We start from the raw sequence: 23,254 nt of genomic DNA, 5'->3' as shown, positions 1-23,254 counted from the left end.
TTCCTCAGGGGAGCAGATCTCTATTCCAGGCGCCTGCATCGCCTTATGTGTTCCCAAAAAGTGCTTGCTCACATCCGACTTGTCAAGGTTCTCAAGTACCCTGAAAGACCTTTCAGCTTCCTTGGTATTTGGTGGTCCATAGGAATTGAGAGCTGCAAAAACAATGCTCCCACCGGAGGGGACAGCAGAGGGTGCCTGACTAGTCAGATGCTGAAGTTTTCAAAGTATTCATCGATACAGATCTTTCGCGCTACCGATCCTGGTTCATCGCTGACGTCGAAAACACGATAAACCTCTCTTAGAGGGGATAATTCAGGTAAATCTTCATCCTCTTGCACGACTGTAATATCCCTTGGGAAATCGTACTGAATTTCATCATCTGTAACTATTACAGAAAAGGTTGCCGCCAGTTGTTCCGCTACGTCCCAAGATTGCTCGGAGCTAACCCCGTATAGAAGTATGTTACCCATTTCTACCATGCTTAACGGCTTCCTTGCAGCCTATATAAACAATAAGAATACCAACACATATCAAGAAAATTCCGGCAATCTGGCCGGCGAGAACAGTTGTCCAGGGAAGAGATTTCAACCCGGGTATATATCCAACTACGAAAGGTTCAGCTAAGAAACACAATGCGAGAATTAAGCTAAGCAAAGGGATTCTGTTCGATAAAGAGCCTAATAAGCCAAATATCATTCCTGCAGGCAATGAAGCGAGGAACCAAATCTGGTTATCAGAAAAAATACTAGATGAAAAAAATCCGAGAAGCGCGCCCGTCGCATAGTGGACTGCCAACATAAAAAGGAGTGTAAGTACTCCGACAAACGATGAGAGTAGTGTTCTGCCCGATATGGATTTTCCTGCCAGAAATGCGCAGCTTATCCATAAAGACGCCGACCCCATGATTTGCCCCACTAGATTGCGTGAGAAAAGTAGCCCGTTCGCCTGCCCTTCGAGCATAGCTGTTGATGTTGCATGGGAAAATGCATAACCCACGGCGATGGCTAGGCAGACTGTCGGGAGAATGAATTTGTTCATGAGACCTAACGAAAGGACCTATTGGGTGGACCAGTACGCGTTGCAGATTCCCGCGGAGCTCCCGCCTGTCACACTAGCGGAAGCCCAGCTCCCGGGCTTAGCGGTCCTGGAGCTAGTTTTGGTACCCATAGTGGCCGTGGCGGTGTGGGTCTTTGTCCTGTGTATGTATTTAGACGTGCAAATCTTGGAACCGTCAGATGTGTAGCGGCTCCCATAGGTCCAGGTGCCACCGCCGACATTCTCCGTGGCCCGAGGTTTTATGATTGTGGTGTCCACATCAAAAGTCACAACCCCCGAAGTGGGGTTCCCCTCTTCATCCCATGTTAAAATTCGTTCGAAACTATAAGGGATGGATGGTTCGGACTGATTTTCTTGGGCAATAGCTTGGGGAGTTGCAAGGACTAGTCCAGCAACCACGATGGATGCAAGCACTCCCTTGAGCGTGCGTTTCATGCGAGTCTCCTTGTATTTGAGCGGAACTGGGGGCAAGGCCTAGTAGGCCATTCGAACAGCTGTCAATCAAGTAACTGAGTGACACTTTAGATCTATCATCAAATGACTTAACCTGCGATGGCCGAGGACGGCAAAACGAGAAGACCCACCAGCCGAAGGGACTGGTGGGTCTCGGAAGTTGGTAGCGGGGGCCGGATTCGAACCGACGACCTCTGGGTTATGAGCCCAGCGAGCTACCGAGCTGCTCCACCCCGCGTCGAGATGCACTTCCATACATCAAGCGCTTCAGCACACTGTGGTTGTATCCCCGTGTGCCGGCGACGGATGTAACTATACAGACACCTTGGCGCCTACCCAAATCCCCTGGGCAGGCGCCATTTCATAGGTAAGGCGCCGGGCTCTTGCACCGGCACCTATCCAGACTTACTGAGACTGCAGGGAGCGGTAGTCCTCCACTGCCTTATCCAGCTCGTCCAGGGCCTTGCCGTACTCCTCGAAGGAGCCGTTCTTGGCCTTGTCCACGCCATCGAGAGCCTTGTTGATGGCGTCGATAGCCTCGCCTTCACTCGATGCCTTCGGAGCGGAGGCCGGTGCGGAAGCCTCGGATTCCTTAGAGTCCTCTGCGCCCTTCTTGTCTCCATCGGCAGGTTGCCCGTCCTTCTCCGTCTCCTTGCCGGAGTCACCCTCAATCTCTGTGATGTCCTGGGCCGCCTTCGGGTCGATGCCAACCTGCTCTAGGGCCTCACCAATTGTCGGCGCATAGCCCACGCGGCCCTTGTAGGAAACGAGCACGCGCAGCAGCTTCGGGAACGCAGACTCCTGGCCCTTACGCTGCGAGTAGATCGGCTCCAAGTAGAGGATCTCTCCCCCACCCACCGGCAGGGCCAGCAGGTTACCGTTCTTCAGGTCATTCGAGCCTTCCCACAGGGTGCGGTCACGCGCCACCTGGTCGGAAGACATCATGGCATCCTGTGCCTGCTTCGGGCCCTGGGTCTGGGTGTTCGTCGGCAGCACGCGCACGGTGATGTCACCGTAGGTATCCGGATCGGAAGACACCGCCATGTGGGCGGACAGGAACTGACGGTTCAAACCACGATAGGAGGTGATGAGCTGGAAGCTCGGCTTATTGGTCTCCGGGTCGGAAGCCAGCACGTAGTACGGCGGCTGGTTCAGGCCCTGAGCCTCGCCCGCGGTCGGGTCTTCCGGCACTGACCAGAAGGCGTCGTTGTTGAAGAAGACGCCCGGGTCGTCCACGTGGTACTTGGCCAGCAGGTTGCGCTGTACCTTAAACATGTCCTCCGGGTAACGCATGTGCTGACGCAGCTCGTCGGAAATCTCCGACTCGGGCTTGACGACGCCCGGGAACACGCCCTCCCACGCCTTGAGCACGGGGTCTTCGGTGTCGAACTCGTAGAGATCGACGGTGCCATCGTAGGCGTCGACAGTCGCCTTGACCGAGTTACGGATGTAGCCCACCCGATCGTTGACCAAACGCTGCGTCGTACCCGTCGGGTTCTGCGTGTCCTGGGTGGTCTCCGTCAGGGAGGTGCGCTGCGAGTACGGCAGGGAATCCAGGGTGGTGTAGCCATCCACGATCCACTTGATGCGACCATCGATGACGGCCGGGTAGGTGGAGGAATCCGTGGTGAGCCACGGGGCGACCTTCTCTACGCGCTCGCGCGGATCGCGGTCATAGAGCAGCTTGGATTCCGAGCCCACGCGGTCCGAAAGCAGGAAGTTCAGTTCCTGGTACTTCAGGGCAAACGCGGTGCGGTCGACGATGTTGCCGATATCGACGCCGCCCTTGCCGTCGTAGGTGTAGGTGGAGGTATCGGTGTCGTACTCCACGGCGGCATCGCCGGTCTGGCCCACGATGGCGTAATCCATGCCGTCTTGGGCGCTGGCGATCACTGGGCCGTAGTAAATGCGCGGCTGGTCCACCTTGATGCCGAGAGATTCCTCAGCACTCTGGGTCTCGCCCTCACCTTCAGCGTCCTCGCCTGCCTGGGTCTGCAGGTCAGCCACCGTAAAGATGGGGAAACCACCACGGGCGGAACCGGCGTCACGCGCCACCTCATCGACCGTGTTGGCCTGCGCGGCGATGAAGCCGTTGCCGTGGGTGTACACGGTGTGGCGGTTAATCCAGTTCTGCTGGTTTTCCTGCAGCTCGTTCGGATCCAGCTCACGGGCCGCAACCACGAAGTCACGCAGTTCGCCGTCGATTTCATAGCGGTCCATCGCCAGGGTCTCTGGGAAACCATAGAAGTTCTTCAGCTGCTGCATCTGAGTAAACGTCGGCGCCAAAATATCCGGGTCCAGCAGGCGCAGGTTGGAAATAGTGGAGTCATCGGAAGCAACCTTGTCATCGGCGACGTCCTCCGCGCCCCAGTTCTCCTCGTAGGTCACCTTGTCATCGGTGAGGCCGTAGGCAAAGCGGGTGGACTCGATGTTGCGGGAGATGGACTCCGCCTCTTTGGCCTGACGGTTCGGGTTAACGGAGAAGCGCTCCATGATGAGCGGCCAGCCCTGGCCGATGACCAATGAGGACAAAACCATGAGCACCACGGCCAGGCCGGGGATACGCAGGTCCTTAATGACCACCGCAGAAAAGATTGCCACGGCCACGAAAACGCCGATGATCATGAGGATGATCTTGGCCGGCAGGTAGGCGTTGATGTCGGTGTAGGAACCACCCGTAAACAGCGAGTGCTCGGTGTAGAGCAGCTGGTAGCGGCCCAACCAGTAACCAGCCACCTGCAGCAGCATCCAGATTCCGGCGGTCACGGCAAGTTGAGTACGCGCCGACTTCGATAGCGAACCACGCACACCCGCAGCGCGGTTGCCCAAACGAATGCCGCCAAGGATGTAATGCCCCACCAAAGCAATGAGGAAGCACACTGCCAGCAGCATGGAGAAGGCGCTGACCAACATCGTCCACACCGGCAGGCTGAAGGCGTAGAAGCCGAGGTCGTGGTTGAACTGCGGATCCGTCACCCCAAAATCGTGGGAATTGAGGAAGAGCATGACGGTCCGCCAGTTGGCTTGCTCCAACAGGCCGGAAACGACGCCAACGAGCACCGGGATGACCTTGAGGAAGACACTCATCGTGCTCTCAATGGACTTACGGTACTGATAGACGGGGGAATTGAAATCCGCCATGTCCATCGAGTCCCCGCGCCCCCGCCACACAATCAGGCCCGCAACGTACGTAATAGCCGCTGCTACGAGGCCGAAGAGGAAGAAGAGCACAATACGCGTCACCAGAGTCTTGGTGAAGACCCCGCGGTACTCAATCGCGCCGAACCACTTCCAATCCGTATAGAAGCCCACCAACATGGGGCCAATGAACAAGAGGACCGCGATGATGGCGACAACCCACGAGAGAAATTTGGGCGGACGTTTCATCGGGGCGGTGGGTCGGTTGAGTCCGGAAGCCAACTCCAGCTCCAATCAAGTGTCGTGCGAATATAGAGGTATCAAGCTTCTAGTCTAGAGAAGCACTATGACCGTCAACGAACAAGGACGCTTATGAGTTCCCAACCTTCCTCCCAGCCCGCTGTACACCGCGCGCTCAACAAGGCCATGCGCGAAGCCGTGGACTTCATCCACGCCGAGGGTTGGGATGCACCTCCTACCCTCTTTGCTCTCGTCCCCACTGAGCTGGTGGCCGCCCAGCTTGGCGACGTCGATGATTCCTCTCCCCTCACCCTCGTGGTGCAGGAGCTGCCGGAAGGCATCGAACCGGGTTCCGAGCACCTCGCGGACTACGTCTCCCGCCTGGCCTGGCCACAGGAGATCGCCGGCGTCATCCTGGCCCAGGAGATCATGTTTAAGGACACCTCGGACGCCGCGCTTGGCGACGCCCGCCCCGCCCGCCTCTTCTCCGGAGTCCTGCGGGCTACCGCCATGGACGGTAGCTCCACAGTCGATGCCAAGGAGCTCGACGAGAACGGCGCCGAGCTCACCCTGCTGCAATTGCGTCCGACCGAGGAGGAACTCGCTGAGGCCGGCCCCTTCGCGGAAGATGATATTCAGCTGCGCGGTGGTCCGAATGTGGCACCGGGGGTCATCGCTGCCCTACGCTACGGGTTGGAGCAGGATCCGGAAGAGATACTCTAATCGACTAAACTCAGAATGCAGTGGCCATTAGTGCTCAGCTCTCCGGGCTGGGCACGCAATTGATAGAGGAGTCTCTCGTGCGCTTGACATCCCGCTTCACCGCCGCAGCTTCGGCCGTGCTTGCCACCGGCTGCCTGCTCACCGCATGTGGGAAGGACGATGTGCCCTCCCCTGAGCCGGCACCTGCGAGCGAAGCAACCACCGCCGCGGAGAAGACCAGCGCGCCGGCCCCGGCCACCTCCGCCGAGGAATCCGAGACGACCACTCCCGCTGCGTCCGAGTCTGCAGACAGCTCGGAAGCAGAAGATGAATCCTCGACAGCAGGAAGCTCCGCTGCTCGGAAGGACAAAGACAAGGACGCCAGCGAGTCCGCTGAGCCCAGCGGCAAGTTCACCGACTCTGTGGAGCAGGCTTATGAGATCTTTGGCGGCCTCGTCCCAGAGGAGATCTTCGCTCAATTCGACCGCTGCGATCCCAACGGCGTGACGGATTCCTTCAACTGCTCCGGCTCGGAGGTGGGCCAGTTCCAGTTCTTCAAGTCGAAGACCAAGGCTTCCCAGACCACCCAGGTGCTCACCGAGCTGCGCAGCTCTCGTGTCATCGAGGACAGCGGAAGCCGCGTCGTGGGCTGGTCCATGCTGGGCAACACGGCCATCCTCACCGTGGTTGATAACGATGAGGGCCTCATCATGCAGCAGATGATCTCCACGGACCAGGACGATCCGGAGGAGCGCCTCAAGGAGCTGGGCCTGGTCTAAGGGCTAGCGCTTACAGGTCTCGACGGGGCTTCCCTCGGCGAAGTTGTGCATAGCCTCGATGGCATCATCCAGCGTGTGGACCTTGGCCACCACCATGTCGCCCGTTTCGCGGCTAACCGCCTCCGCGCAATTATCGGCTGGGGCGAGGAAAAGCTCGGCGCCTGCCTCCTGCGCTGCGCTTACCTTATGCACAATGCCACCGATGGGGCCGACCTCGCCGTCCTCACCGATGGTGCCGGTGCCGGCAACGAAGCGCCCGCCGGTGAGGTCCTCACTGGAAAGCTTGTCAATCACCGCCAAGGTAAACATCATGCCGGCCGAGGGCCCACCAATGTCCTGCAGGTTGTAATCCACGGTGATGTCCTCGGTGGGAACTGAGGTCATGAGGATGCCCAGCAAGGCCACGTCCCCCTGCTCTGGGTGGGAGCCGAGGGTCACGCGGACTGTTTTTTCCTCGCCCTTGCGAACGATGCCTAGATCCACCTCATCGCCAGGCTGAAGAGCACGAATCTTCTCTTGCACTTGGCCAGGCTCCGTGACCTTGTCACCGTTGACGGTGGTGATGATGTCGGCGTCGTCAAGCGCGCCTGCTGCGGGGCCGTCGTCGAGGACTTGTGCGACCTCAATCCGCACGGGCTTGTCCAGATAGTCCATGGCGGCGACCGTGGCCGCTGACTCGGACTGGGTAAAGGCCTGCTGATTGGCCTCCTGGACCTCCTTATCTGTCTTGCCCTGCGGGATAACGTTCTCGATGGGGACGATGGTGTCATCCGTCAACAGCCACCGCCCCAAAGCTTGAGCCAGCGTCATGTTCGTACGCACGGAGACCGTCGTCATGTTGAGATGCCCCTGCGGCTGAAACGTTTCCGGGGCCTCGACGTTGACCACCGGCTCCCCTTCCACTTCACCCAAGGTGTCCACGGTAGGACCTGGTCCTTCGGCGGCGTACGGCACCGACAGGGTGATGTCGGTGCCGGGGATGTGGTCGACGCTGAGCAGGGCTCCCGTCAACACCACCGGAATGGCTCCCCACGTCAGGGTGGACAGGCGGCGGGTTCGGGGGTTCTGCGGAGTTTTCACGGAGGATCAGCCTACAGCCTCGTGATGCTTGTTCGCTCTCAGCGTTGCCGTGGTCCTAGAATCCGCGCTAGGAAACCTAGTAGATTAGGGCCCATGAGCAACGGATTCGGTTTTTCCTTCCCCAATAACGACGATGACGATGATAACGATCGTCGCGACCAGAACCCGTTCGGCGCCTTCGGCTTCAGCGCGGGCAACGGTGGCCTAGGAGACCTGTTGAATCAGTTCGGCCAGATGCTGTCCGGCATGGGTTCCTCCATGAACTCCCCGGAGGGTGCTGGCCCGGTCAACTATGACTTGGCCAAGCGCATCGCGCACCAGCAGATCTCCCGCGATAAAGAGGTCAGCGAGCAAGACCGCACCGCTGTGCAAGAAGCCGTGCGGCTGGCAGAACTGTGGCTGGATGATGCCACGATTCTGCCCACCGCGTCCGGCACCGTGACCGCATGGAATTCCGCGCAGTGGCTGGATGAGACGCTGCCGATGTGGCAGCGCATGGTCACCCCGGTAGCCGAACACATGAATTCCGCGCAGTTGGAATCCCTGCCGGAGGAGGCCCGCGAGATGATGGGCCCGATGACCTCGATGATGAACTCGATGTCTGGCATGAACTTCGGCATGAAGCTCGGCCACGCCCTCGGTGACCTGGCTGCGCAGGCGCTGACCGGTTCTGACTTCGGCTTGCCTGTCTCCCCCGCCGGCACCACCGCGCTCTTGCCGCACAATATCCAGGCCATCGCGCGCGATCTCAACGTTCCGGGCCAGGAAGTACTCGTCTACATCGGCGCCCGTGAAGCCGCCCGCCAGCGCCTGTTCAAGCACGTGCCGTGGTTGGTCGAGCGCCTCGTCTCCTCCGTTGAGGAATACGCCATGGGCTTGGTCATCGACACTTCCCATATCGAGGAAGCTACCCGCGAGCTCAACCTGGAATCCGGTGACCCGCAGGCCATCCAGGATGCGATGAACAAGCTGCAGGGCATGGACCTGTCCCCGCGCATCACCTCCCGCAACGCGGGAGCGGCTTCCCGCCTAGAAACTCTCCTGGCACTCGTCGAGGGCTGGGTCGAGCACGTGGTGACGGAGGCCCTGGGTGAGCGCATCCCGTCTACGAAGGCAATGAATGAGGCGTGGGCTCATCGCCGCTCCACCGGTGGCTCCGCAGAAAAGGCCTTCTCCCAGGTCGTCGGCATCGAGCTGAACGCTCCGAAGGTGGAGGCCGCCGCTGAGCTGTGGCGCCGCGCCACCGTCGCGGTGGGCGTCGATAAGCGCGATTCCGCCTGGGACCACCCGGATCTTCTACCCACGGCCGAACACCTGGAGAACCCGGCGTCCTTCATCGACGGTTTGCTCGATGACACTCCCGATGAGGGCTTCGAAGCAGAGTTCTCCAAGTTGGAGGAGATGCTCCGCCAGCAGGATGCCGGGGACGATGCCAGCGATAACACCAGCGATAGCGCTGGTGAGGACACAGACGCCGACGGAGGCGAGGACAAAGAGGACAGGCCGGAAGAAGAGAACTAGCGGAAACGCTGGTAGGCCTCGAGGTACCCCTTCGCGCGCTCTGCTTTAGGTGCGCGGTCAGCCCACTCCCAGAAGTCCGAGCCATGGCCCGGAATGAAGGTGTGCGTCAGCTCGTGGATGATGACCGCATCGAGCACATAGTCGGGGACGTCCTGCAGCCGGTCAGAAATCCGAATATCTCCCGTTGAGGTAGTGCAACTTCCCCAGCGGGATTTTTGGTTGCTGACCCACCGAATGGATCCCACCGTGGCGCGGTCTTCCAAATAGCGAGTGTTCAAGGTGCGTGCGCGGGCAGCGAGAGAGGCATCGGAACGCTGCGACGAGGTGTGCTTCTTACGCACCTTCGCCACGATCTCATCCACCGCTTTCTGCTCTTCTGCTGCCGACATCCAGGCGGGAATGCGCACCTCGAGAACGCCATCAACAACGCGGGCCTGAACGGTGCGGCGGCGCCGGGCGGAGCGGATGACACGGACCTGGGGGTTGCTCGACATGACAGGGCATTCTACCTGTGGTGCAATGATGGCTAAGCACAGCTGGGGTGGGTCATCAACGGGGAGGAAACCATGTCTGCACAGACGTACATGCTGGCGCCGGAAACCACGATCCTGGAGCGCGAACCCGGAATGCTCCAGTGTGGCATGGATGCCACGCGCGTTGGCGTGTTCGAGGCCCACCCGCAACTGGCACGCCTGCTCAACCGGTTGCGCACCCCGCTGACCCGGCAAACCATTGAAAAATCCATCGAGAATACGGGCACAAGCCCGTCCGCTGCCCGCAGCCTGGTTGATGATCTGATCAGTTACCGCGTTCTATGGCCAGCGCCCCAGCCCCAGCGCGTGGCCGTGCTGGGTACGTCGGCCCTCGCCAATGAGCTGCGCGATGTCCTCCTTAACGATTCCTTCCAGCCCCGCTCCCCTCTCCACAGCGAAACACCCTCCGAGTACATCACGAACGTGGCCGGGCACCTGCCGATCGTGGCCGTCGACATGTTGGACGGCGCCACGGAATGGGCACAAGCCCTGCACAAATCCTCGGCGACGTGGCTGCCGGTATCGATGTTGGATGCCCGCGGCATCATCGGTCCGGTCCGGGTGTCCGGCGCGGGGCCTTGCCCACTGTGCGCGCATCTGCACCGCATCGATGCGGACGAGCAGTGGCACGAGGTGGCGCGCCGCGCCGCCGCGGTAGAACCGCCGGGGGATCCAATCGTGCGCACCGCAATAGTGATGCATGCTGTGGTCACCATCCGCCGCCTTTTGGGAAGGCCCGCCCCGCCCGGGGCTCCCGGCGGCAAGCCGTTAGCCGGGGAGCTTAAGGAGATAGACCCCTACGGGATCGAGCAACACCGGCTGCTGATGGAGCACCCGCGCTGTACGTTCTGCGCCGGTGCCTAACCCCGGGTAGAGGCGATGATCTGCAGCACCTCCGCGCCGTAGCGCTCCAACTTGGAGGGGCCTACCCCGGAGATGTCGAGCAACTCCGCCTCGCTGGCGGGAAGAGCCTCCGAGATGGCTTGCAGGGTGGCATCGGAAAACACGACATAGGCAGGAACCTGGGAGTCCTTAGCCACGGACGCGCGCCAGGCGCGCAGCGCATTGAAGACATCCTCATCGCCTTCATACTCGCACCACTCGTGGCGGCCCAGAACCTTTTCGGCGGGACTGCTGAGCTGGCCCGAGCACACGCGGCAGCGGCGCGGACGATAGCGACGGTTCGATGTCTGGCTTTCCTCGATTCCCGGCACCACGCCATCCAAAAAACGAGTGCGCTCGCGCGAGGCCCGCGAGCCGGTGGTCTTTGCCAACGCCCACGACAAAGCCAGGTGCTCGCGCGCACGGGTAATGCCGACATAGAACAACCGGCGTTCTTCCTCCACGTGTTCATCGCCGGCCTTGATGGCGTGGTTGATGGGCAGCAGTTTTTCGGTGAGGCCAACGAGGAACACCGCATCCCACTCCAAGCCCTTGGCAGCGTGGATGGTCGCTAGGGTCACGCCCTCCATCGTGGGGTTGTGCTTGTTTTCGGAACGGCGGTGCAGCTCACCGAGTACGCCGGGAAGGTCGATGCCTTCGTGGTCCTCCACGATCTGCGCGATGAGATCCACCAACGCCGTGAGCGACTGCCAGCGCTCGCGGGCCTGCGCGCCTTGCGGTTCCGTGGCGGACAGCCCCAGCTCCACGAAGGCCGCACGCGCTACGGCCACCGGGTCATTCGGCAGATCATCACGGCGAGTGGCAGCGATGAGCACGCGGATGGCCTCCAGAATTTCTGGGCGGCGGAAGAAGCCTTCGCCGCCGCGGACTTGGTAGACCACTCCGGCGTCGGCAAGCGCCTGCTCAAACTGCTCCGATTGCGCGTTGATGCGGTAAAGGATAGCGATTTCAGAGGCCTTCACGCCTTGGTTGAGCAGCGTCAGGACCTGGCCTGCGACCTCCTTGGCCTCGATCTCCTCAGACTCATAGGCCTTAAACGTGGGCTCGGGCCCAGGCTCGCGCATACCTTGCAGCTCCAGGCGGGTCCCCGCCGCGCGGCCCGTGGCCTTCGAGATGACCTCGTTAGCCAAATCCGTCACCTGCGGGGTGGAGCGGTAGTCTCGCTGCAGCTTTACCACAGTGGCCTGCGGATAGGTACGGGAGAAATTCAGCAGGTACTCCGGGGAAGCCCCGTTGAAGGAGTAAATGGTCTGGTTAGCATCGCCCACGACCGTCAGGTCATCGCGCTCCCCCAGCCAGGCCTCCAGCACGCGCTGTTGCAGCGGCGTCACGTCTTGGTACTCATCGACGACAAAGGTGCGGTACTGCTCACGGAAGACCTCCGCCACCGCAGGTACGTTCTCTATGGCACCCGCGATGTGCATGAGCAAATCATCAAAATCAAGGTACATGAGATCCGGGGTGGCCTTCATGTCCTCGTAGCGGCGGAAGACCTCTGCTACCTTAGCTGGGTCCCCCGGGGCTTCTCGGTCCGTGGACTCGATGACGCCGGGATATCCCTCGGGGCTAATCAACGAGGACTTGGCCCATTCGATTTCCCCCAGGAAGTCACGGATGGTGTCCTTGTTATTGTCCAGGCCGAGCGAACGCACCGCACGAGCAACCAGGCTGAACTTATTATCAATGAGCTGCCACGGTAGATCCCCGGCGACCTGCGGCCAGAAGTACTTCAGCTGGCGGCGCGCCGCGGCGTGAAAGGTTTGGGCCTGCACTCCCCCGACACCCATCTGGTTGAGCCGCTCGCGCATTTCACTCGCGGCACGGGAGGTAAAAGTGACGGCCAGCACGCGTTGCGGGTTGACGAAGCCCTGATCCACCATGTGGGCGATGCGATAGGTGATCGTGCGAGTTTTGCCCGTTCCGGCACCGGCCAGGATGCAGACTGGGCCGCGCGGCGCCGTGGCGGCGGCCCGTTGGTCTTCATCGAGCAGGGACAGATCCGGTCTCATCACCGTGGAACCACTCCATAATCATCGTGTGTGCAATTGAGCCCTGGCGGGCAATGGTCATTGTTGGAAGCTCGGCGCGGGACACCCACCGCACCTCAGCGAGCTCCTCGTCAGTATCGCACACGGGCTGGACATCCTCCGTGACCGCGGAAAAGCCCACCATCAAGGAGCCACTGGGTGGCCAAGGCTGTGAACCCCAGTACTTGACTGACTCAACGCGGCGACCGGTCTCTTCCAGCGCCTCCCGGATCATCGCTTCTTCGAGGGTCTCACCGGGGTCCACATATCCGGCAATCAAGGAGAAGAAGTCCGGACGGTGGCGGTTACGAGCCAACAGGATCTGGTCCGACTCTGCGTGACGGATAATGCCGATGACGGCGGGATCAAGGCGCGGGAAGACGAGGCGCTCGCCGTCGTGCCCCACCGCCCCGGGCGCAGGATAAGACAGCTCGCGGCCGCTGCGCGGATCAAAGCGCGCTTCCCGACGGTTGCGGATCAGGTGCAGAGCTTTGAGGATGTCGCGCTGACCGTGAAAGAAGGTGGCATCACGCAGCGCGCCGAGCCGCTCGGCGGCCTCGGTGCCCAGCAGGAAAGCATGGATGGCCCCGGCCGTGACCACGATGTCCCCCGTTGGCTCAGCCAGAAAGACCGGCTGGCCCTGCGGCGTAACCGGGACGCGGCCGGTCTCGGTGACAGGAAGGAACATTAGTTGCCTTCGTCCTCGTCTTCATCGGAATCTTCCGCGGCCTGCTGCATCTCGTGCTTGATGTAGAGCAAGCGGTCACCGGGCTTGAGAGCATAAGCATCTGCCGTGTCGACGCGGTGCAGCTCATTGTTGCGCAAAACGGCCAGGACAATGTCGGCGAGGTGGCGCGGATTGGAGCCCACCTCAAATTCGCGCACCGCGCGCTCGGCAACGGAGAAGCCCTCGTTCGGTGAGAGGAGATCCTCCATCATCTCCACCACGGTTGGCGTTACGGTAGCAAGGCCTAGGAGGCGGCCGGCCGTCTCCGCCGAGGTCACCACCGAATCAGCACCGGATTGAAGGAGAAGGTGGCGGTTTTCAGATTCACGCACAGACGCGACAACCTTAGCCTTGGGATTAAGCTCGCGCACGGACAACGTGCACAGCACCGCGGTATCGTCCGTGGACGGAGTCACCACCACGGAGGAAGCATGCTGCGCGCCGGCGATGCGCAGCACGTCCTGCTTGGTTCCGGAGCCATAGATGGTGACGAGGCCGTGGTGCTCGGCGCTGGCCAGGGCCGCACGGTTGTTATCAACAACAACGATTTGGGAGGCGGGGACGTCATCCGCGATCAGCGCGGCGACCGCACCGGCGCCCTTGGTGCCATAGCCGATGACGACGGTGTGGTTACGCAATTGCTTTCTCCAATTCTGGATTTCAAACGTGCGACGGGCTCGATCCGTCAGAACCGACAAGGTAGCACCGACCAACAAGACAAGGAAGAGCAGGCGGGCCGGGGTAACGATAATAAGGTTAATGAAGCGCGCGGTCGGGGTCACAGGGACAATATCGCCGTAGCCCACAGTGGTCAGCGACACCGCCGAATAGTAGGCAGCATCGAGGAAGGACAGATCTTCGCTGTACCCATCGCCGTCGAAAAAGACCACGACGGTAACGAAAACCAACAACCCCATCGCCCAGACAACTCGGCGTGCCAGTTGCATCCACGGGCTGGTGCTCGCCGTACGCGGAATTGTGATGACGTCAAGCAGCGCGTGGTCAGGCTGTGAGGTCAGCTCAACCTGCGACAAGAAACGCGCCGTAATGCGTTTGCCTAAGCGCTTGGGCACGAAGCGCCAACCTCCCTCGATGATGCGGATTTCCTCGTGAGACTACCTTAGACTCAACCCCGGCGGCATGGAAACTGCAGAGCTTAAAAGCTCAGCCAACCGTGCGCCGGTGGGCAAGTCCTCCGGCTCCAGAAGGAAGTTCTCATGCACGTAGAAGAATGCCGCGCGGACGGTTTCCACACCGTGGATACGCCGCCAGGCCTCCGCATAAACAGCGAGCTGAATCTGCGCCGAGTTCAGTGCAGCGCCCTGCGGGCGGCGGCCAGTCTTCCAGTCCACGATGAGCCAGGAACCATCCGGCTGCTGGAAAACCGCGTCCATGCGGCCGCGGACTACCGAGTCCCCAATGGTGATCTCAAAAGGCGCTTCCACATAGGCAGGCGTGCGCTGCGCCCACTCCGAGGCTAGGAAAGACTCTTTGAGTGATTCCAGGTCGTGGTCCGGCTCATCGTGGGAGCCGGGAAGCTCGTCCTCCCCCAGCAAGGCGGGCGCCCCAAAACGATCCTCCAGCCAGGCGTGGAAGGCGGTGCCGCGCTTGGCATAGGAGTTGGGTTTGAAGGGAATGGGGCGGCGCTGGCGGCGGGCAAACTGAGTGGGATCCGCTGTCATCGCCACCATGTCGGAAGCCGTCAACTCGCCAGGCAGCTCCACATCGACCACCGGGGCCTGGAGGGCTGTGTGCTCCTCGATGAGCGCACTCGCCTCCTGTTCCCAGAGACCGAAGACCTCGCCATCGCGCAGCGGTGGCAGGTTCTCCATTGCCGCGCGTACCGCGTCTGCGGCAGTGAGCGCTTCCGGTTGCGGGGTTAGCGCAGGGAAGGAGGCCTCCGTAACAGAGCGCTCTTCGTCTTCCACGGGGTTCTCGGGGACCTCCCAGTGGACGACGAGCTCTGGGTGCTTTTCCGCCAGCAGTTGCAGGTAGGAATACGGGCCCTTCTTGCTCTTGCCCTTCGCCTTATTGGTTCCGGAACCAGTCACCGTCAGGGTGGACTCGGTGCGGGTCATTGCCACGTAGAACAGGCGGGCTGCTTCCTCTGCTTGGAACTCGCGGTTTTGTTCCTTGAAAGCCTCACACGCCTTGTCGAAGTCGGAGCGTGTCACCGCGTCCTCGGGAACATCGATGACGTCCTCATCACCCGGGGCTTTTTCAATTTTGGTCAGGAAAGTCTCCGCCTGCGCCTTATAGCTTGCGGAATCCGCGTGTGCCACGCAGACGTGCTCCCATTCCAAACCTTTGGCCTTGTGCACCGTCATGATCTGAACACGGTTGCGCACGAGCGGGACCTCTCCCATCTCAAGGCCATCTTCCTTCTCCTTAGCCAGCTCAAGATAGTCTAGAAGCCCGGCCAGGCCCTCCCCGTGGAAACCAGCGACGACGTCGGCGAAGGCGTCGAGGTGTGTTGCCCCGCCCGGCTTCCCGGAGGCCAAGACCTCGGTACGCAGACCAAAGAGCAGCTCAATATCGGCGACAATGTCGTTGAGCGACTTTCCCAGAGAATAGGTTCGGAGGTAGCGCAGCTTAGAGGAAACCTCTTCCATGCGCTCTAGGCCTTCGGCGCTGTAGCGCTCGCGTTCGCCGAGGTCTGCGAGGGCGTCGGCAAGCCCCAGCACCTGGTCAGGACCCTCTGCGGTGATGTCCTCGATTTGGGTAGCCAGGTGTGCCAGGGGATCACCGCCTTCCCAGCGCGTGCGTCCCTCCGCGGCACCGGCAAGGTTGCGCTGGCGCGAATGCAGCGCCTGGATGTCGGCGATACCTAGGCCGCACATCGGCCCGGTCAACACGCGCAGCGCCGCCGCGGTGTCCTGCGGACGCACCAACAGAGTGGCCACTGCTACGAGGTCTTGGATCTCCGGCTGCCAGAGCAGCCCGCCGAGACCAAAGATTTCGTTGGGCACGCCGACCTTGTCCAGGGCCGCGGCGATCAACGGTGACTGCTTATTGGTGCGCACGAGCACTGCGGCGCTGTAATCCTCACCCTCCGGCGTGGATTCATAGAGCTGACGCAGGTGCTCTGCGATGAAGCCTCGTTCCTCATCTTCGGAGGCGAAATAGCCCAGCTCCACCGTGCCTGCCGGCGCGGTGGGCTTCGGCGATAGTTCATCCACCGGCCGCTCACCCGGGCTTTCGGAGAAGAGCTTCGAGGCCACGTCATTGGCCATCCCCAGCACCGTCGAGGGGTTGCGCCAGGAGGTGGTCAGCTGGTCTTTAGGCGCCGGGGCGCCGTCAGCCTGCGGGAAGTCCGTGACGAAGGCCTCGAGGTTTTCCGCCGTCGCCCCGCGCCAGCCATAGATGGACTGCATGGGGTCACCGACCGCGGTGACCGAGAGCCCCTCGCGTTTACCGCCAAAGAGGGAACGCAGCAGGATGCGCTGCGCGTGGGAGGTGTCCTGGTACTCATCCAGCATGACCACGCGATACCGCGCGCTTTGTTGCTCGCCGAGGAGGGGGAAGTTCTTGGCCAGGGTGGCAGCGATGGACATCTGCTCACCGAAGGTGATGACGCCGCGCTCCGCCTGTTCCTTCTTCAGAGCTTCCACCAAGGGCAGGTACTCCAGGCGCAGGCGTTGGGTATCCAGGTATCCTTGCAGCTTTTGGCTGTACTCACCGCTGGTCCTCTTGCTCTTCTCTAGGTCCTCAGCGGTCTTGCGGAAGATGTCCTCGTGCTCATACAGATCGTGGGGATCCTTGAGCTCCCCGTCCATGGTCTCCGCCAGTTTGAGCAAGGTGGCGGTGACCGTGGCCACGGCATTATCAGTGCTCAGCGAGCCCGTGTAATTGCTGACGACCTCGTGGGCGATGGCATAGCGCTCCGCCTCAGTGATAATGCGGGCATTCGGCTCCACCGGCATGAGCAAGCCATACTCGCGGACAAGATCACCCGCGTAGGAGTCATAGGTGGAGACGTTAGGTGCGATATTCTCCACTGCCTCTGCCGCTGGGCTGCCCGGAGCAAGGATTCCGGAGGAGCGTAGAGTCAGCAACTGGCGGCGGATGCGCTGTTCCAGCTGCTGGGCTGCCTTGCGGGTAAAGGTCAGGCCTAGGACTTGCTCGGGCCGCACCAACCCGTTTGCGACCAGCGACACCACGCGCGAGGCCATCGTCTCCGTCTTACCGGCGCCCGCGCCGGCCACGACCAGCTTCGGCCCGAGTGGACCATCGATGACTGCGGCTTGCTCTGCGGTGGGAGGAAAAGGCTTACCCAGCGCGCTGGCCAGCTCCTCAGGGCTGAAGTGGTGGGCGGGGTTCTTAGGCATCGGTCACCAGACCTCCTTCATTCATGATGGGGCAGATAGGGCGGATCGGGCACCGATCACAATCGGCGTTTTCACGCGCGGTCAGCCCCGGACCACGCAACTCAGCAACGAGTGCAGGTAGCGCCTGCGCAAACTCCTCGAGCTCTTCTGGGGGTTTGGTGGCTTGTTCCCGGGTGGACACGGAAGCAGCGCTGGATCGCGGGTATACCAGCACTCCGCCACCCCGCGGCAGGCCGGCACCGGTCCGGATGGATACAGACTGTGGCTCGCCGTCAGATTCTGCTGGTGTCGTGACGAGTTCACCGTGTGCCAGGGCCAGCTGGTACGTCATGAGCTGAGTATTGTCCTGGGCGTTGGCCTTCGAGGGAACCGTTGTTCCGGTCTTGAGATCCACCACCACATAGTCCTCACCGGCCTTCGCCAGCCGGTCGATGAACCCACGAATGGTGACATCGGGGCCGATGTCCACGGTGACGGGAACCTCAACGCCAACGGGTTCGAGTGACGTCGAGCTCGAGAGCACCCAGCCGTGCGTGCGGTCGATAAGGCGCTCAAAGTCCGCGCGCTCAGCCTCGCGGCGCCACGCGGGGCCATCAAGCAGCGCGGCAAAGGCATCAACCACGAGCTGCTTCGCGGGCTCTGCGGCAGCTCCCCGGCCCAGCGCCTCCAGGAAAGCATGCGCCAAGTTTCCCCGCAGGAGGTTGATATCCGCTGAGTCATCCTCGACGAGCTGCCCGAGCACCGCGTTGAGCGGGCAGGTCAGCAGAGCATCCACCCGGGACGGCGACACGGTGCTGGAACCATGCAGCGGCAGTTCCGAGGCCACGCCGCGGGCCGCCCACCACTGATCCGGGTGGGCCCCCGGGACCCCAGCCTCCGCCAGACGAGCCAACTGCCGCACCGCTTGGGAGCGCTCGGCCTCACTCGTCTCCGGATCGGTGGCGCAACGCCGCAGCTGCGCCACGAAGGCAGCCACCGACAGCACCGACACGTCGAGGGGATCGAGTTCTTCGTCCCCACGAGCCGCGCTGGGCAACGTCATTGGATTCGGTTCCGGCACCTCAAGGCCTAGCTCGCGTGGCCAGGCCTGGCGCACCAGCCGCTTACCCGCTTCCCGGCGCGCTTGTGCTCCCGGAACATCGACGCCGCGGGTGGACAGGAACTCATCGATGAAGCGCGACGGCTCCTCAGCGACATCGCTCTCCGGCGAATCCACCGCGAGGACGAGCAGGCGGCTTCGGTGACGCGTTGTGGCCACGTGGAAGAGCCGACGCTCCTCCGCCAAGCGCCCCGACACGTGGCTGACTGGGGTGCCGGGTGTGATGCCGCGATCCAGCAGATCGATGAGGTCTTCTTGTCCGAAAAGAGAGCCGGTCTCCCCTACCGAGGGCCACGTTCCTTCCTGAACGCCCGCCACGATGACGGTGTCCCACTCGCGGCCCACCGCGCCGTGCGCGGTGAGGATCTCTACCGCATTGGGCAAGGCCGAGCGACGATCCCGCACGCCGGTGGGCAATTCTTGCTCCGTGATGTGCAGGATGAAGGACTCTAGGGAGGCCGCCGGGCGGCGCTCGGCATAGTCACCGGCGGCATCGAACAGCGCCATCATGGCATCCAGGTCTCGGTCTGCCTGCGAACCCGCGGCACCGCCGCGCAGGGCTGCCGCCTGCAGGCGCGTGTCCAGACCGGTGGCCTGCCACACCTCCCAGAGGACCTCCTCAACGGCGGCGCCTGCGTGCAGGGCCGCGCGCCCGGCGGATAGCACCCCGCGAATGCGGGTCAGGATCGCTTCTTCGCGCTCAGTCAGGAGGTTGTTGAAGTCCGGCAACTCACCGTCCAGCAGCTCTCGCAGCGAATCCATACCGCGCTGCTCAGGCTTCCAGCGGCGCAGACCGCGAATGAGCCTCCGCAGCGTGACTGGGTCCGCACCGCCGACCGGACCAGTAATCAAGTCCTCGAGCTCCACGGGCTCAAGCTCATTCTCCAAGGAACGCAGAGCCAGAAGCACCGCCTTGACCAAGCGCTGCTCAGCGAGCACCACGTCCGTGGGGTTGATGTGCACCGGCACGCCAGCAGACAGCAGCGTGCGCCGGGCAGGGCCGATATCCCCGGTAGAGCGCACAATGACAGCGATATCTCGCCAGTCCACGCCGTCCTCGAGGTGCCGGCGGCGAACCGTATTTGCCAGGACATCGCGCAAGGTACCGCGCGACTCCACGACGCTCACGCAGGCCGGGGAAGGAGTGCGGTGCGTCGAGTCTAAGCGCAGCTCGTTCTCCGCCTCCCACGTGGTGAGGAATTCCGAATTAGCACCGCGGAAGGCAAAGACTGCTTGGTCGGGGTCACCACCAATCACGGTGAGACGGGCGGTCTTCGCCAACTCCGCGATCAGCTGGCCGGAGGTCGGATCCAGCAGCTGGGCGTCATCAACCACGATGGTGTGCCACGGGTGCTCGCGCAACAGCTCTGGGCGCAAAAGCACCTGACTGACCAGCTCCGCAGCAGAATAGGAATGCGAGCCCGCCAGCGCCTGAGTGCGCTCATATTCGCGCAGGAACTCGCCGGCAGCCGCCCACATGGGCCGGCCGTAGCGCTCCCCCAGCTCTTCCAGGTCTAACGGGCCGAGCCCCCGTTCGATGGCGCGCAACAACAAGTCACGCAATTGGCGCGCAAAACCCACGTACTCCAGGGCCGGCCGCATCTCCTCCGGCCACGCGCCCCTGCCATCCGCAGCATGGCCTTGGAGCAGCTCGCGGATGACCGCATCCTGCTCTGCGCCGGTAATCAGGCGCAGCTCTTCCTCGCTGCTCTGGCGCAGCAATGCAAAGGCCAACGAGTGCACCGAGCGCACCATCGATGTTTGCGCCGCATAATCATCGAGGTTTTCTGCTAATTCCCGGCGCAGCAGCGAACCGGATTCCTTGGACGGGGCGACGACGAGGATGCCGGAGGCGTCGGCCCCAGCGTTGAGCTGGCCCAAGACCACGTCGATCAGCAGGCTCGATACTCCGGACCCCGCCGCACCAAGCACCCGCCACGTGCCCTCCGAGGGCACCGGTACATCCCATGTGCGAGACGTGGCCCGGCGGTTCCGGGGAACAAGGCGGACATCCGGCGAGGGAGGAAGCGTGACGCCGGAACGTGTGGGGGATTCGCTGCTGTACTTCACGCCCTACAGTCTGTCAGATGCCGCGGACACGAGGGCCTCTTCCACCCTTTCAATGTTCGAACGCACGGTCGCCTTGGAGCGCGGGTGCAGGATATTGACGTAACGGCGATACGCCACCGCACGCAGCAAGAGCTGCTGCATTCCGGGCACCGCTGCAAAGCGGGTGCAAATATCACCATCCACCGCCCCCGCAATCAGACCATCCACCATGACTATCGCTGCAGTCCAGCCCGCCGGACGCGGAGCGGCAGAAGGCACGACATCAATCAGCGCCGGCGGATTGGCGCCGGAAAAAATGGTGGTTCCCAGAAGATCCATGTGAGCGGTGACCAACGGGAGGTGCGCAAACTCAGCATCAGAATAAGCCTCGCCGCTCTCCTCCCACGCGGCCCGCTCCGCCCGCGCAAATACGTCCTCGAGTCGGTCCATGGTGGGCAGCGGGGCCACATCGAGGGCGTCATCAAGGCGCAGCGCCAACTGCACGGTTTCATCGATGCGGCCTCGCAGCTGGCCCTCCACGAATTGCGTGGCCTTCCACCCAGCGGCTGTGTAGCGCCCATCGGCGGTCAGAACCGGGCGGGCGATACGCGCTCCAGGCACGCTGAGTTTCTCGCGTACCTTGGCGGACCAACCAGTCCACGGCCGCGCCTCGGCAAAGACGATATCCCCGACGCGAATCCCGTTATCCCAGGCAGGCCCCACGAGCTCTCCCTGCGTGCGGCGCGGGTGGAACTCGGCGTTGAAGGCGGCAAGAACGGGCTCAGGTGGCAGTGGCATGGGGAAATAGTCCTTAAATTTCGAGCGGCTTACTCGGGCTTGGCGTGATCAGAATTAGCCGGATTCGGGTAGGGCCACGGGTTCGGCTCGCAGGTGACGTCCTCGTCCGGATACACCTCATTTGGTTCCTTCTCAAAGAGCTTCCCGTTGTTGAGGCTCAGCGTCTGCTGCATCATGACGGGCGCGAGCTTACCCTCGCCACCACAGGGCTGGTGGGCCGCGTAACCAATGGCATGACCGAACTCATGGTTAATCAGGTACTGGCGGTAGTTGCCCAAATCCCCCTCAAACGGTGCAGCGCCCCGCACCCAGCGAGACTCGTTGAGGTTGACCGCGGATTCACCGGTAATCGTCGTGTGACACGAGGTTTCCGATTCCAGCTGCGCACCACACAGCTTCGCCGTGGTCCCCAGTGAGGTCAGACGGATGTGCGTATCCGGGTTGTCCTCGGCCTTGACGTGGATGAATTCGAAGTCTCCGTTGGCGGTCCACCCGCGGGGGTCGGACAAGGTGGCGTCGACTAGAGCGACCACCGCAGCGTCCCCACCGTAGGCGGAGGTGTCCACGCCGTTTTCGATCTCCACAGAGAAACGGATGGTCTGTTTTCCGCCCTTGCCCGCGTGCATGGTGGAAGGGCCAGCATCGCGGTAGGTTTCATCACCTTGCTCCGTGAAGGCACCGCCGGCGGGCAAGCCATCCTTGGCGGCAGCGATCGCACTGGCGTTGGCAGGATCGGGCCCCTTGGGCAGGGACGGGGTTGCGGTGGCGCTGCTTGTCGACGTCTCCCCTGCCGCCGTCACTTCTGCCTCCTGGGCTGGGGAGCGGAAAACGTCAACGAGCACCCACACGGTGATGACGACCATGACGGGGATCGCCACCACGCGCCACCAGCCATACTCGCGAGCGAAACGCTCCACCGCTGAAAGGCGCTGTGGGTGCTGTCCAAGATCCGCGGGATTCTCCATGGCCATTTAGGCTACCCGCTGAGACGGCGCGCGCGTACTTAGCCCGCGAAACCGACGGTGTGGGCGCGTGCGGTGCCGATTTCTACGTAGACGACTCGCTCGGTGCGCACAATGTAGGAGCGGCCCTTGGTGTCTTTCAATTCGAGGGTGGAGTTCTCCGCCAAGGCGTTGTTAATGGTCTGGGTCAGTTCCTCACGCTCGCCTTCGGCGTGAATAACCAGTTCGCGGGCGGTATCGGCAAAACCAAACTTGATGTCCATGTGGTGTGTCTCCCTTAGATCGTTGTCATTAATCGGTGCCGTGAGGCCTGCGCCCCCGGCGCTCTAATGGCCCCACTATAGCCACGTCCTCTACTATCAAGGTGTGCTTGCCCCGAAATCTTCCCGCGATTCCCGCGAATCCCCTACCTTTGCCGAGCTCGGCGTCGCTGTAGAGATCTGCGATGCCCTCGCTGACAACGGGATTACGCACACCTTCGCCATCCAGGAGCTCACGCTCCCCATCGCTCTCAATGGCCAGGACCTCATTGGTCAAGCCCGCACCGGCATGGGAAAGACCTACGGCTTCGGTGTACCGCTTCTCGATCGCGTCTTCGATGATGCCGATATTCCGGAGCTCGACGGAACCCCCCGCGCGCTGGTCATTGCGCCAACGCGCGAGCTCGCCATCCAGGTCAGCGGGGACTTGCAGGTCGCTGCCGCGAATCTGCCGCTCAGCGTCATCACCTTGTGCGGCGGTCGCCCCTATGAGGAACAAATCAAGCAGATCACGGCAGGCGCGGACGGCGCCCTGGGCCCCCCGGGCCGCCTCCTCGTTTTCCTCCAGAATGAGCAACTATCCCTCGATCAAGTCAGCA

General features: G+C 62.1%; 19 protein-coding genes and 1 tRNA gene. 5 read left to right on the top strand and 15 right to left on the bottom strand.

All coding sequences use genetic code 11. The annotated features are described in order from the left end of the window. Positions 1–203: 203 nt before the first annotated feature. The 5 genes from RDN59_RS06785 to RDN59_RS06770 all read right to left on the bottom strand — a co-directional run bounded on the left by RDN59_RS06785 (position 204) and on the right by RDN59_RS06770 (position 4,896). Positions 204–479 (bottom strand): hypothetical protein, encoded by a 276-nt coding sequence (locus RDN59_RS06785; protein ID WP_308607180.1) that lies wholly within the window; start codon positions 477–479, stop codon positions 204–206. Further along, positions 463–1,038 carry a hypothetical protein gene (locus tag RDN59_RS06780; protein WP_308607179.1) on the bottom strand — a complete coding sequence of 192 codons (576 nt, stop codon included), beginning with the start codon at positions 1,036–1,038 and terminating at the stop codon, positions 463–465. Before RDN59_RS06780 ends, RDN59_RS06785 begins: the two co-directional genes overlap by 17 nt. Before the next feature lie 18 nt (positions 1,039–1,056). Further along, positions 1,057–1,491 (bottom strand): lactococcin 972 family bacteriocin, encoded by a 435-nt coding sequence (locus RDN59_RS12300; protein ID WP_074432572.1) that lies wholly within the window; start codon positions 1,489–1,491, stop codon positions 1,057–1,059. 179 nt (positions 1,492–1,670) lie between these two features. Beyond that, positions 1,671–1,747, bottom strand: a tRNA-Met gene (locus RDN59_RS06775). 167 nt (positions 1,748–1,914) lie between these two features. Beyond that, positions 1,915–4,896 carry a UPF0182 family protein gene (locus RDN59_RS06770; protein ID WP_308607182.1) on the bottom strand — a complete coding sequence of 994 codons (2,982 nt, stop codon included), beginning with the start codon at positions 4,894–4,896 and terminating at the stop codon, positions 1,915–1,917. Positions 4,897–5,019: 123 nt separating this feature from the next. Here RDN59_RS06770 and RDN59_RS06765 point away from each other — a divergent pair, with 123 nt between their 5' ends. Together RDN59_RS06765 and RDN59_RS06760 are read left to right on the top strand one after the other, a co-directional pair. Beyond that, positions 5,020–5,610: a PPA1309 family protein gene (locus RDN59_RS06765; protein WP_308607178.1), complete on the top strand. Its 591-nt coding sequence runs from the start codon at positions 5,020–5,022 to the stop codon at positions 5,608–5,610. A 77-nt stretch (positions 5,611–5,687) separates the two neighbouring features. Continuing rightward, on the top strand, positions 5,688–6,368 hold the full coding sequence (locus tag RDN59_RS06760) for a hypothetical protein (RefSeq protein WP_049156211.1): 681 nt from the start codon (positions 5,688–5,690) through the stop codon (positions 6,366–6,368). A 3-nt stretch (positions 6,369–6,371) separates the two neighbouring features. Here RDN59_RS06760 and RDN59_RS06755 read toward each other — a convergent pair whose 3' ends face one another. Next, a complete protein-coding gene (locus RDN59_RS06755) occupies positions 6,372–7,448 on the bottom strand; it encodes a PDZ domain-containing protein (RefSeq protein WP_308607177.1) in 1,077 nt (358 codons plus the stop codon). Between the two features lie 93 nt (positions 7,449–7,541). Here RDN59_RS06755 and RDN59_RS06750 point away from each other — a divergent pair, with 93 nt between their 5' ends. Beyond that, on the top strand, positions 7,542–8,969 hold the full coding sequence (locus tag RDN59_RS06750; RefSeq protein WP_308607176.1) for a zinc-dependent metalloprotease: 1,428 nt from the start codon (positions 7,542–7,544) through the stop codon (positions 8,967–8,969). On the opposite strand, the gene RDN59_RS06745 is transcribed toward RDN59_RS06750, so the two are convergent. Then, positions 8,966–9,463, bottom strand: coding sequence for a SprT-like domain-containing protein (locus RDN59_RS06745; RefSeq protein ID WP_308607175.1), 498 nt, complete (start codon positions 9,461–9,463; stop codon positions 8,966–8,968). The two genes, RDN59_RS06750 and RDN59_RS06745, sit on opposite strands and share 4 nt — an antisense overlap. 72 nt (positions 9,464–9,535) lie before the next feature. Between RDN59_RS06745 and RDN59_RS06740 the strand changes: the two genes are divergently transcribed. Next, on the top strand, positions 9,536–10,366 hold the full coding sequence (locus RDN59_RS06740; RefSeq protein ID WP_308607174.1) for a hypothetical protein: 831 nt from the start codon (positions 9,536–9,538) through the stop codon (positions 10,364–10,366). Here the strand turns inward: RDN59_RS06740 and RDN59_RS06735 are convergent. From RDN59_RS06735 to RDN59_RS06700, 8 genes are read right to left on the bottom strand one after another with little or no spacing between them, the layout of a single operon-like run. After that, positions 10,363–12,414, bottom strand: a complete 2,052-nt coding sequence (locus RDN59_RS06735) for an ATP-dependent DNA helicase UvrD2 (protein WP_210397729.1) — start codon at positions 12,412–12,414, stop codon at positions 10,363–10,365. The genes RDN59_RS06740 and RDN59_RS06735 overlap by 4 nt on opposite strands. Further along, positions 12,386–13,120: an NAD(+) diphosphatase gene (locus RDN59_RS06730; RefSeq protein WP_308607173.1), complete on the bottom strand. Its 735-nt coding sequence runs from the start codon at positions 13,118–13,120 to the stop codon at positions 12,386–12,388. Before RDN59_RS06730 ends, RDN59_RS06735 begins: the two co-directional genes overlap by 29 nt. Beyond that, positions 13,120–14,232, bottom strand: coding sequence for a TrkA family potassium uptake protein (locus tag RDN59_RS06725; protein WP_374044594.1), 1,113 nt, complete (start codon positions 14,230–14,232; stop codon positions 13,120–13,122). The genes RDN59_RS06730 and RDN59_RS06725 overlap by 1 nt, the downstream gene beginning before the upstream one ends. 42 nt (positions 14,233–14,274) lie before the next feature. Continuing rightward, entirely contained in the window at positions 14,275–17,487 is a 3,213-nt protein-coding gene (locus tag RDN59_RS06720) for a UvrD-helicase domain-containing protein (RefSeq protein WP_308607172.1), read from the bottom strand. Then, positions 17,480–20,656 (bottom strand): ATP-dependent DNA helicase, encoded by a 3,177-nt coding sequence (locus RDN59_RS06715; RefSeq protein WP_308607171.1) that lies wholly within the window; start codon positions 20,654–20,656, stop codon positions 17,480–17,482. The genes RDN59_RS06720 and RDN59_RS06715 overlap by 8 nt, the downstream gene beginning before the upstream one ends. Positions 20,657–20,659: 3 nt before the next feature. Further along, entirely contained in the window at positions 20,660–21,433 is a 774-nt protein-coding gene (locus RDN59_RS06710) for a hypothetical protein (protein ID WP_308607170.1), read from the bottom strand. A 29-nt stretch (positions 21,434–21,462) separates the two neighbouring features. After that, entirely contained in the window at positions 21,463–22,404 is a 942-nt protein-coding gene (locus RDN59_RS06705; protein WP_308607169.1) for a DUF3152 domain-containing protein, read from the bottom strand. A 32-nt stretch (positions 22,405–22,436) separates the two neighbouring features. Then, positions 22,437–22,658: a DUF3107 domain-containing protein gene (locus RDN59_RS06700; protein WP_046647465.1), complete on the bottom strand. Its 222-nt coding sequence runs from the start codon at positions 22,656–22,658 to the stop codon at positions 22,437–22,439. Between the two features lie 103 nt (positions 22,659–22,761). On the opposite strand from RDN59_RS06700, the gene RDN59_RS06695 reads away from it, so the two are divergent. Continuing rightward, positions 22,762–23,254: DEAD/DEAH box helicase (locus tag RDN59_RS06695; RefSeq protein WP_308607168.1), on the top strand; the 493-nt coding region annotated here is incomplete at its 3' end.

It is taken from the genome of uncultured Corynebacterium sp., from assembly GCF_902489365.1.
GTDB lineage: Bacteria > Actinomycetota > Actinomycetes > Mycobacteriales > Mycobacteriaceae > Corynebacterium.
Note: the sequence above shows the minus strand (reverse complement) of the source record. Positions and strands in the feature narration are given on the sequence as shown.

Excerpts from the sequence above, each read along its gene's own strand:
- RDN59_RS06770 (WP_308607182.1), bottom strand. The coding sequence starts at position 4,896 with ATGAAACGTCCGCCCAAATTTCTCTCGTGGGTTGTCGCCATCATCGCG.
- RDN59_RS06780 (WP_308607179.1), bottom strand. The coding sequence starts at position 1,038 with ATGAACAAATTCATTCTCCCGACAGTCTGCCTAGCCATCGCCGTGGGT.
- RDN59_RS06705 (WP_308607169.1), bottom strand. The coding sequence starts at position 22,404 with ATGGCCATGGAGAATCCCGCGGATCTTGGACAGCACCCACAGCGCCTT.
- RDN59_RS06745 (WP_308607175.1), bottom strand. The coding sequence starts at position 9,463 with ATGTCGAGCAACCCCCAGGTCCGTGTCATCCGCTCCGCCCGGCGCCGC.
- RDN59_RS06730 (WP_308607173.1), bottom strand. The coding sequence starts at position 13,120 with ATGTTCCTTCCTGTCACCGAGACCGGCCGCGTCCCGGTTACGCCGCAG.
- RDN59_RS06735 (WP_210397729.1), bottom strand. The coding sequence starts at position 12,414 with ATGAGACCGGATCTGTCCCTGCTCGATGAAGACCAACGGGCCGCCGCC.
- RDN59_RS06740 (WP_308607174.1), top strand. The coding sequence starts at position 9,536 with ATGTCTGCACAGACGTACATGCTGGCGCCGGAAACCACGATCCTGGAG.
- RDN59_RS06765 (WP_308607178.1), top strand. The coding sequence starts at position 5,020 with ATGAGTTCCCAACCTTCCTCCCAGCCCGCTGTACACCGCGCGCTCAAC.
- RDN59_RS06700 (WP_046647465.1), bottom strand. The coding sequence starts at position 22,658 with ATGGACATCAAGTTTGGTTTTGCCGATACCGCCCGCGAACTGGTTATT.
- RDN59_RS06750 (WP_308607176.1), top strand. The coding sequence starts at position 7,542 with ATGAGCAACGGATTCGGTTTTTCCTTCCCCAATAACGACGATGACGAT.
- RDN59_RS12300 (WP_074432572.1), bottom strand. The coding sequence starts at position 1,491 with ATGAAACGCACGCTCAAGGGAGTGCTTGCATCCATCGTGGTTGCTGGA.
- RDN59_RS06710 (WP_308607170.1), bottom strand. The coding sequence starts at position 21,433 with ATGCCACTGCCACCTGAGCCCGTTCTTGCCGCCTTCAACGCCGAGTTC.
- RDN59_RS06785 (WP_308607180.1), bottom strand. The coding sequence starts at position 479 with ATGGTAGAAATGGGTAACATACTTCTATACGGGGTTAGCTCCGAGCAA.
- RDN59_RS06720 (WP_308607172.1), bottom strand. The coding sequence starts at position 17,487 with ATGCCTAAGAACCCCGCCCACCACTTCAGCCCTGAGGAGCTGGCCAGC.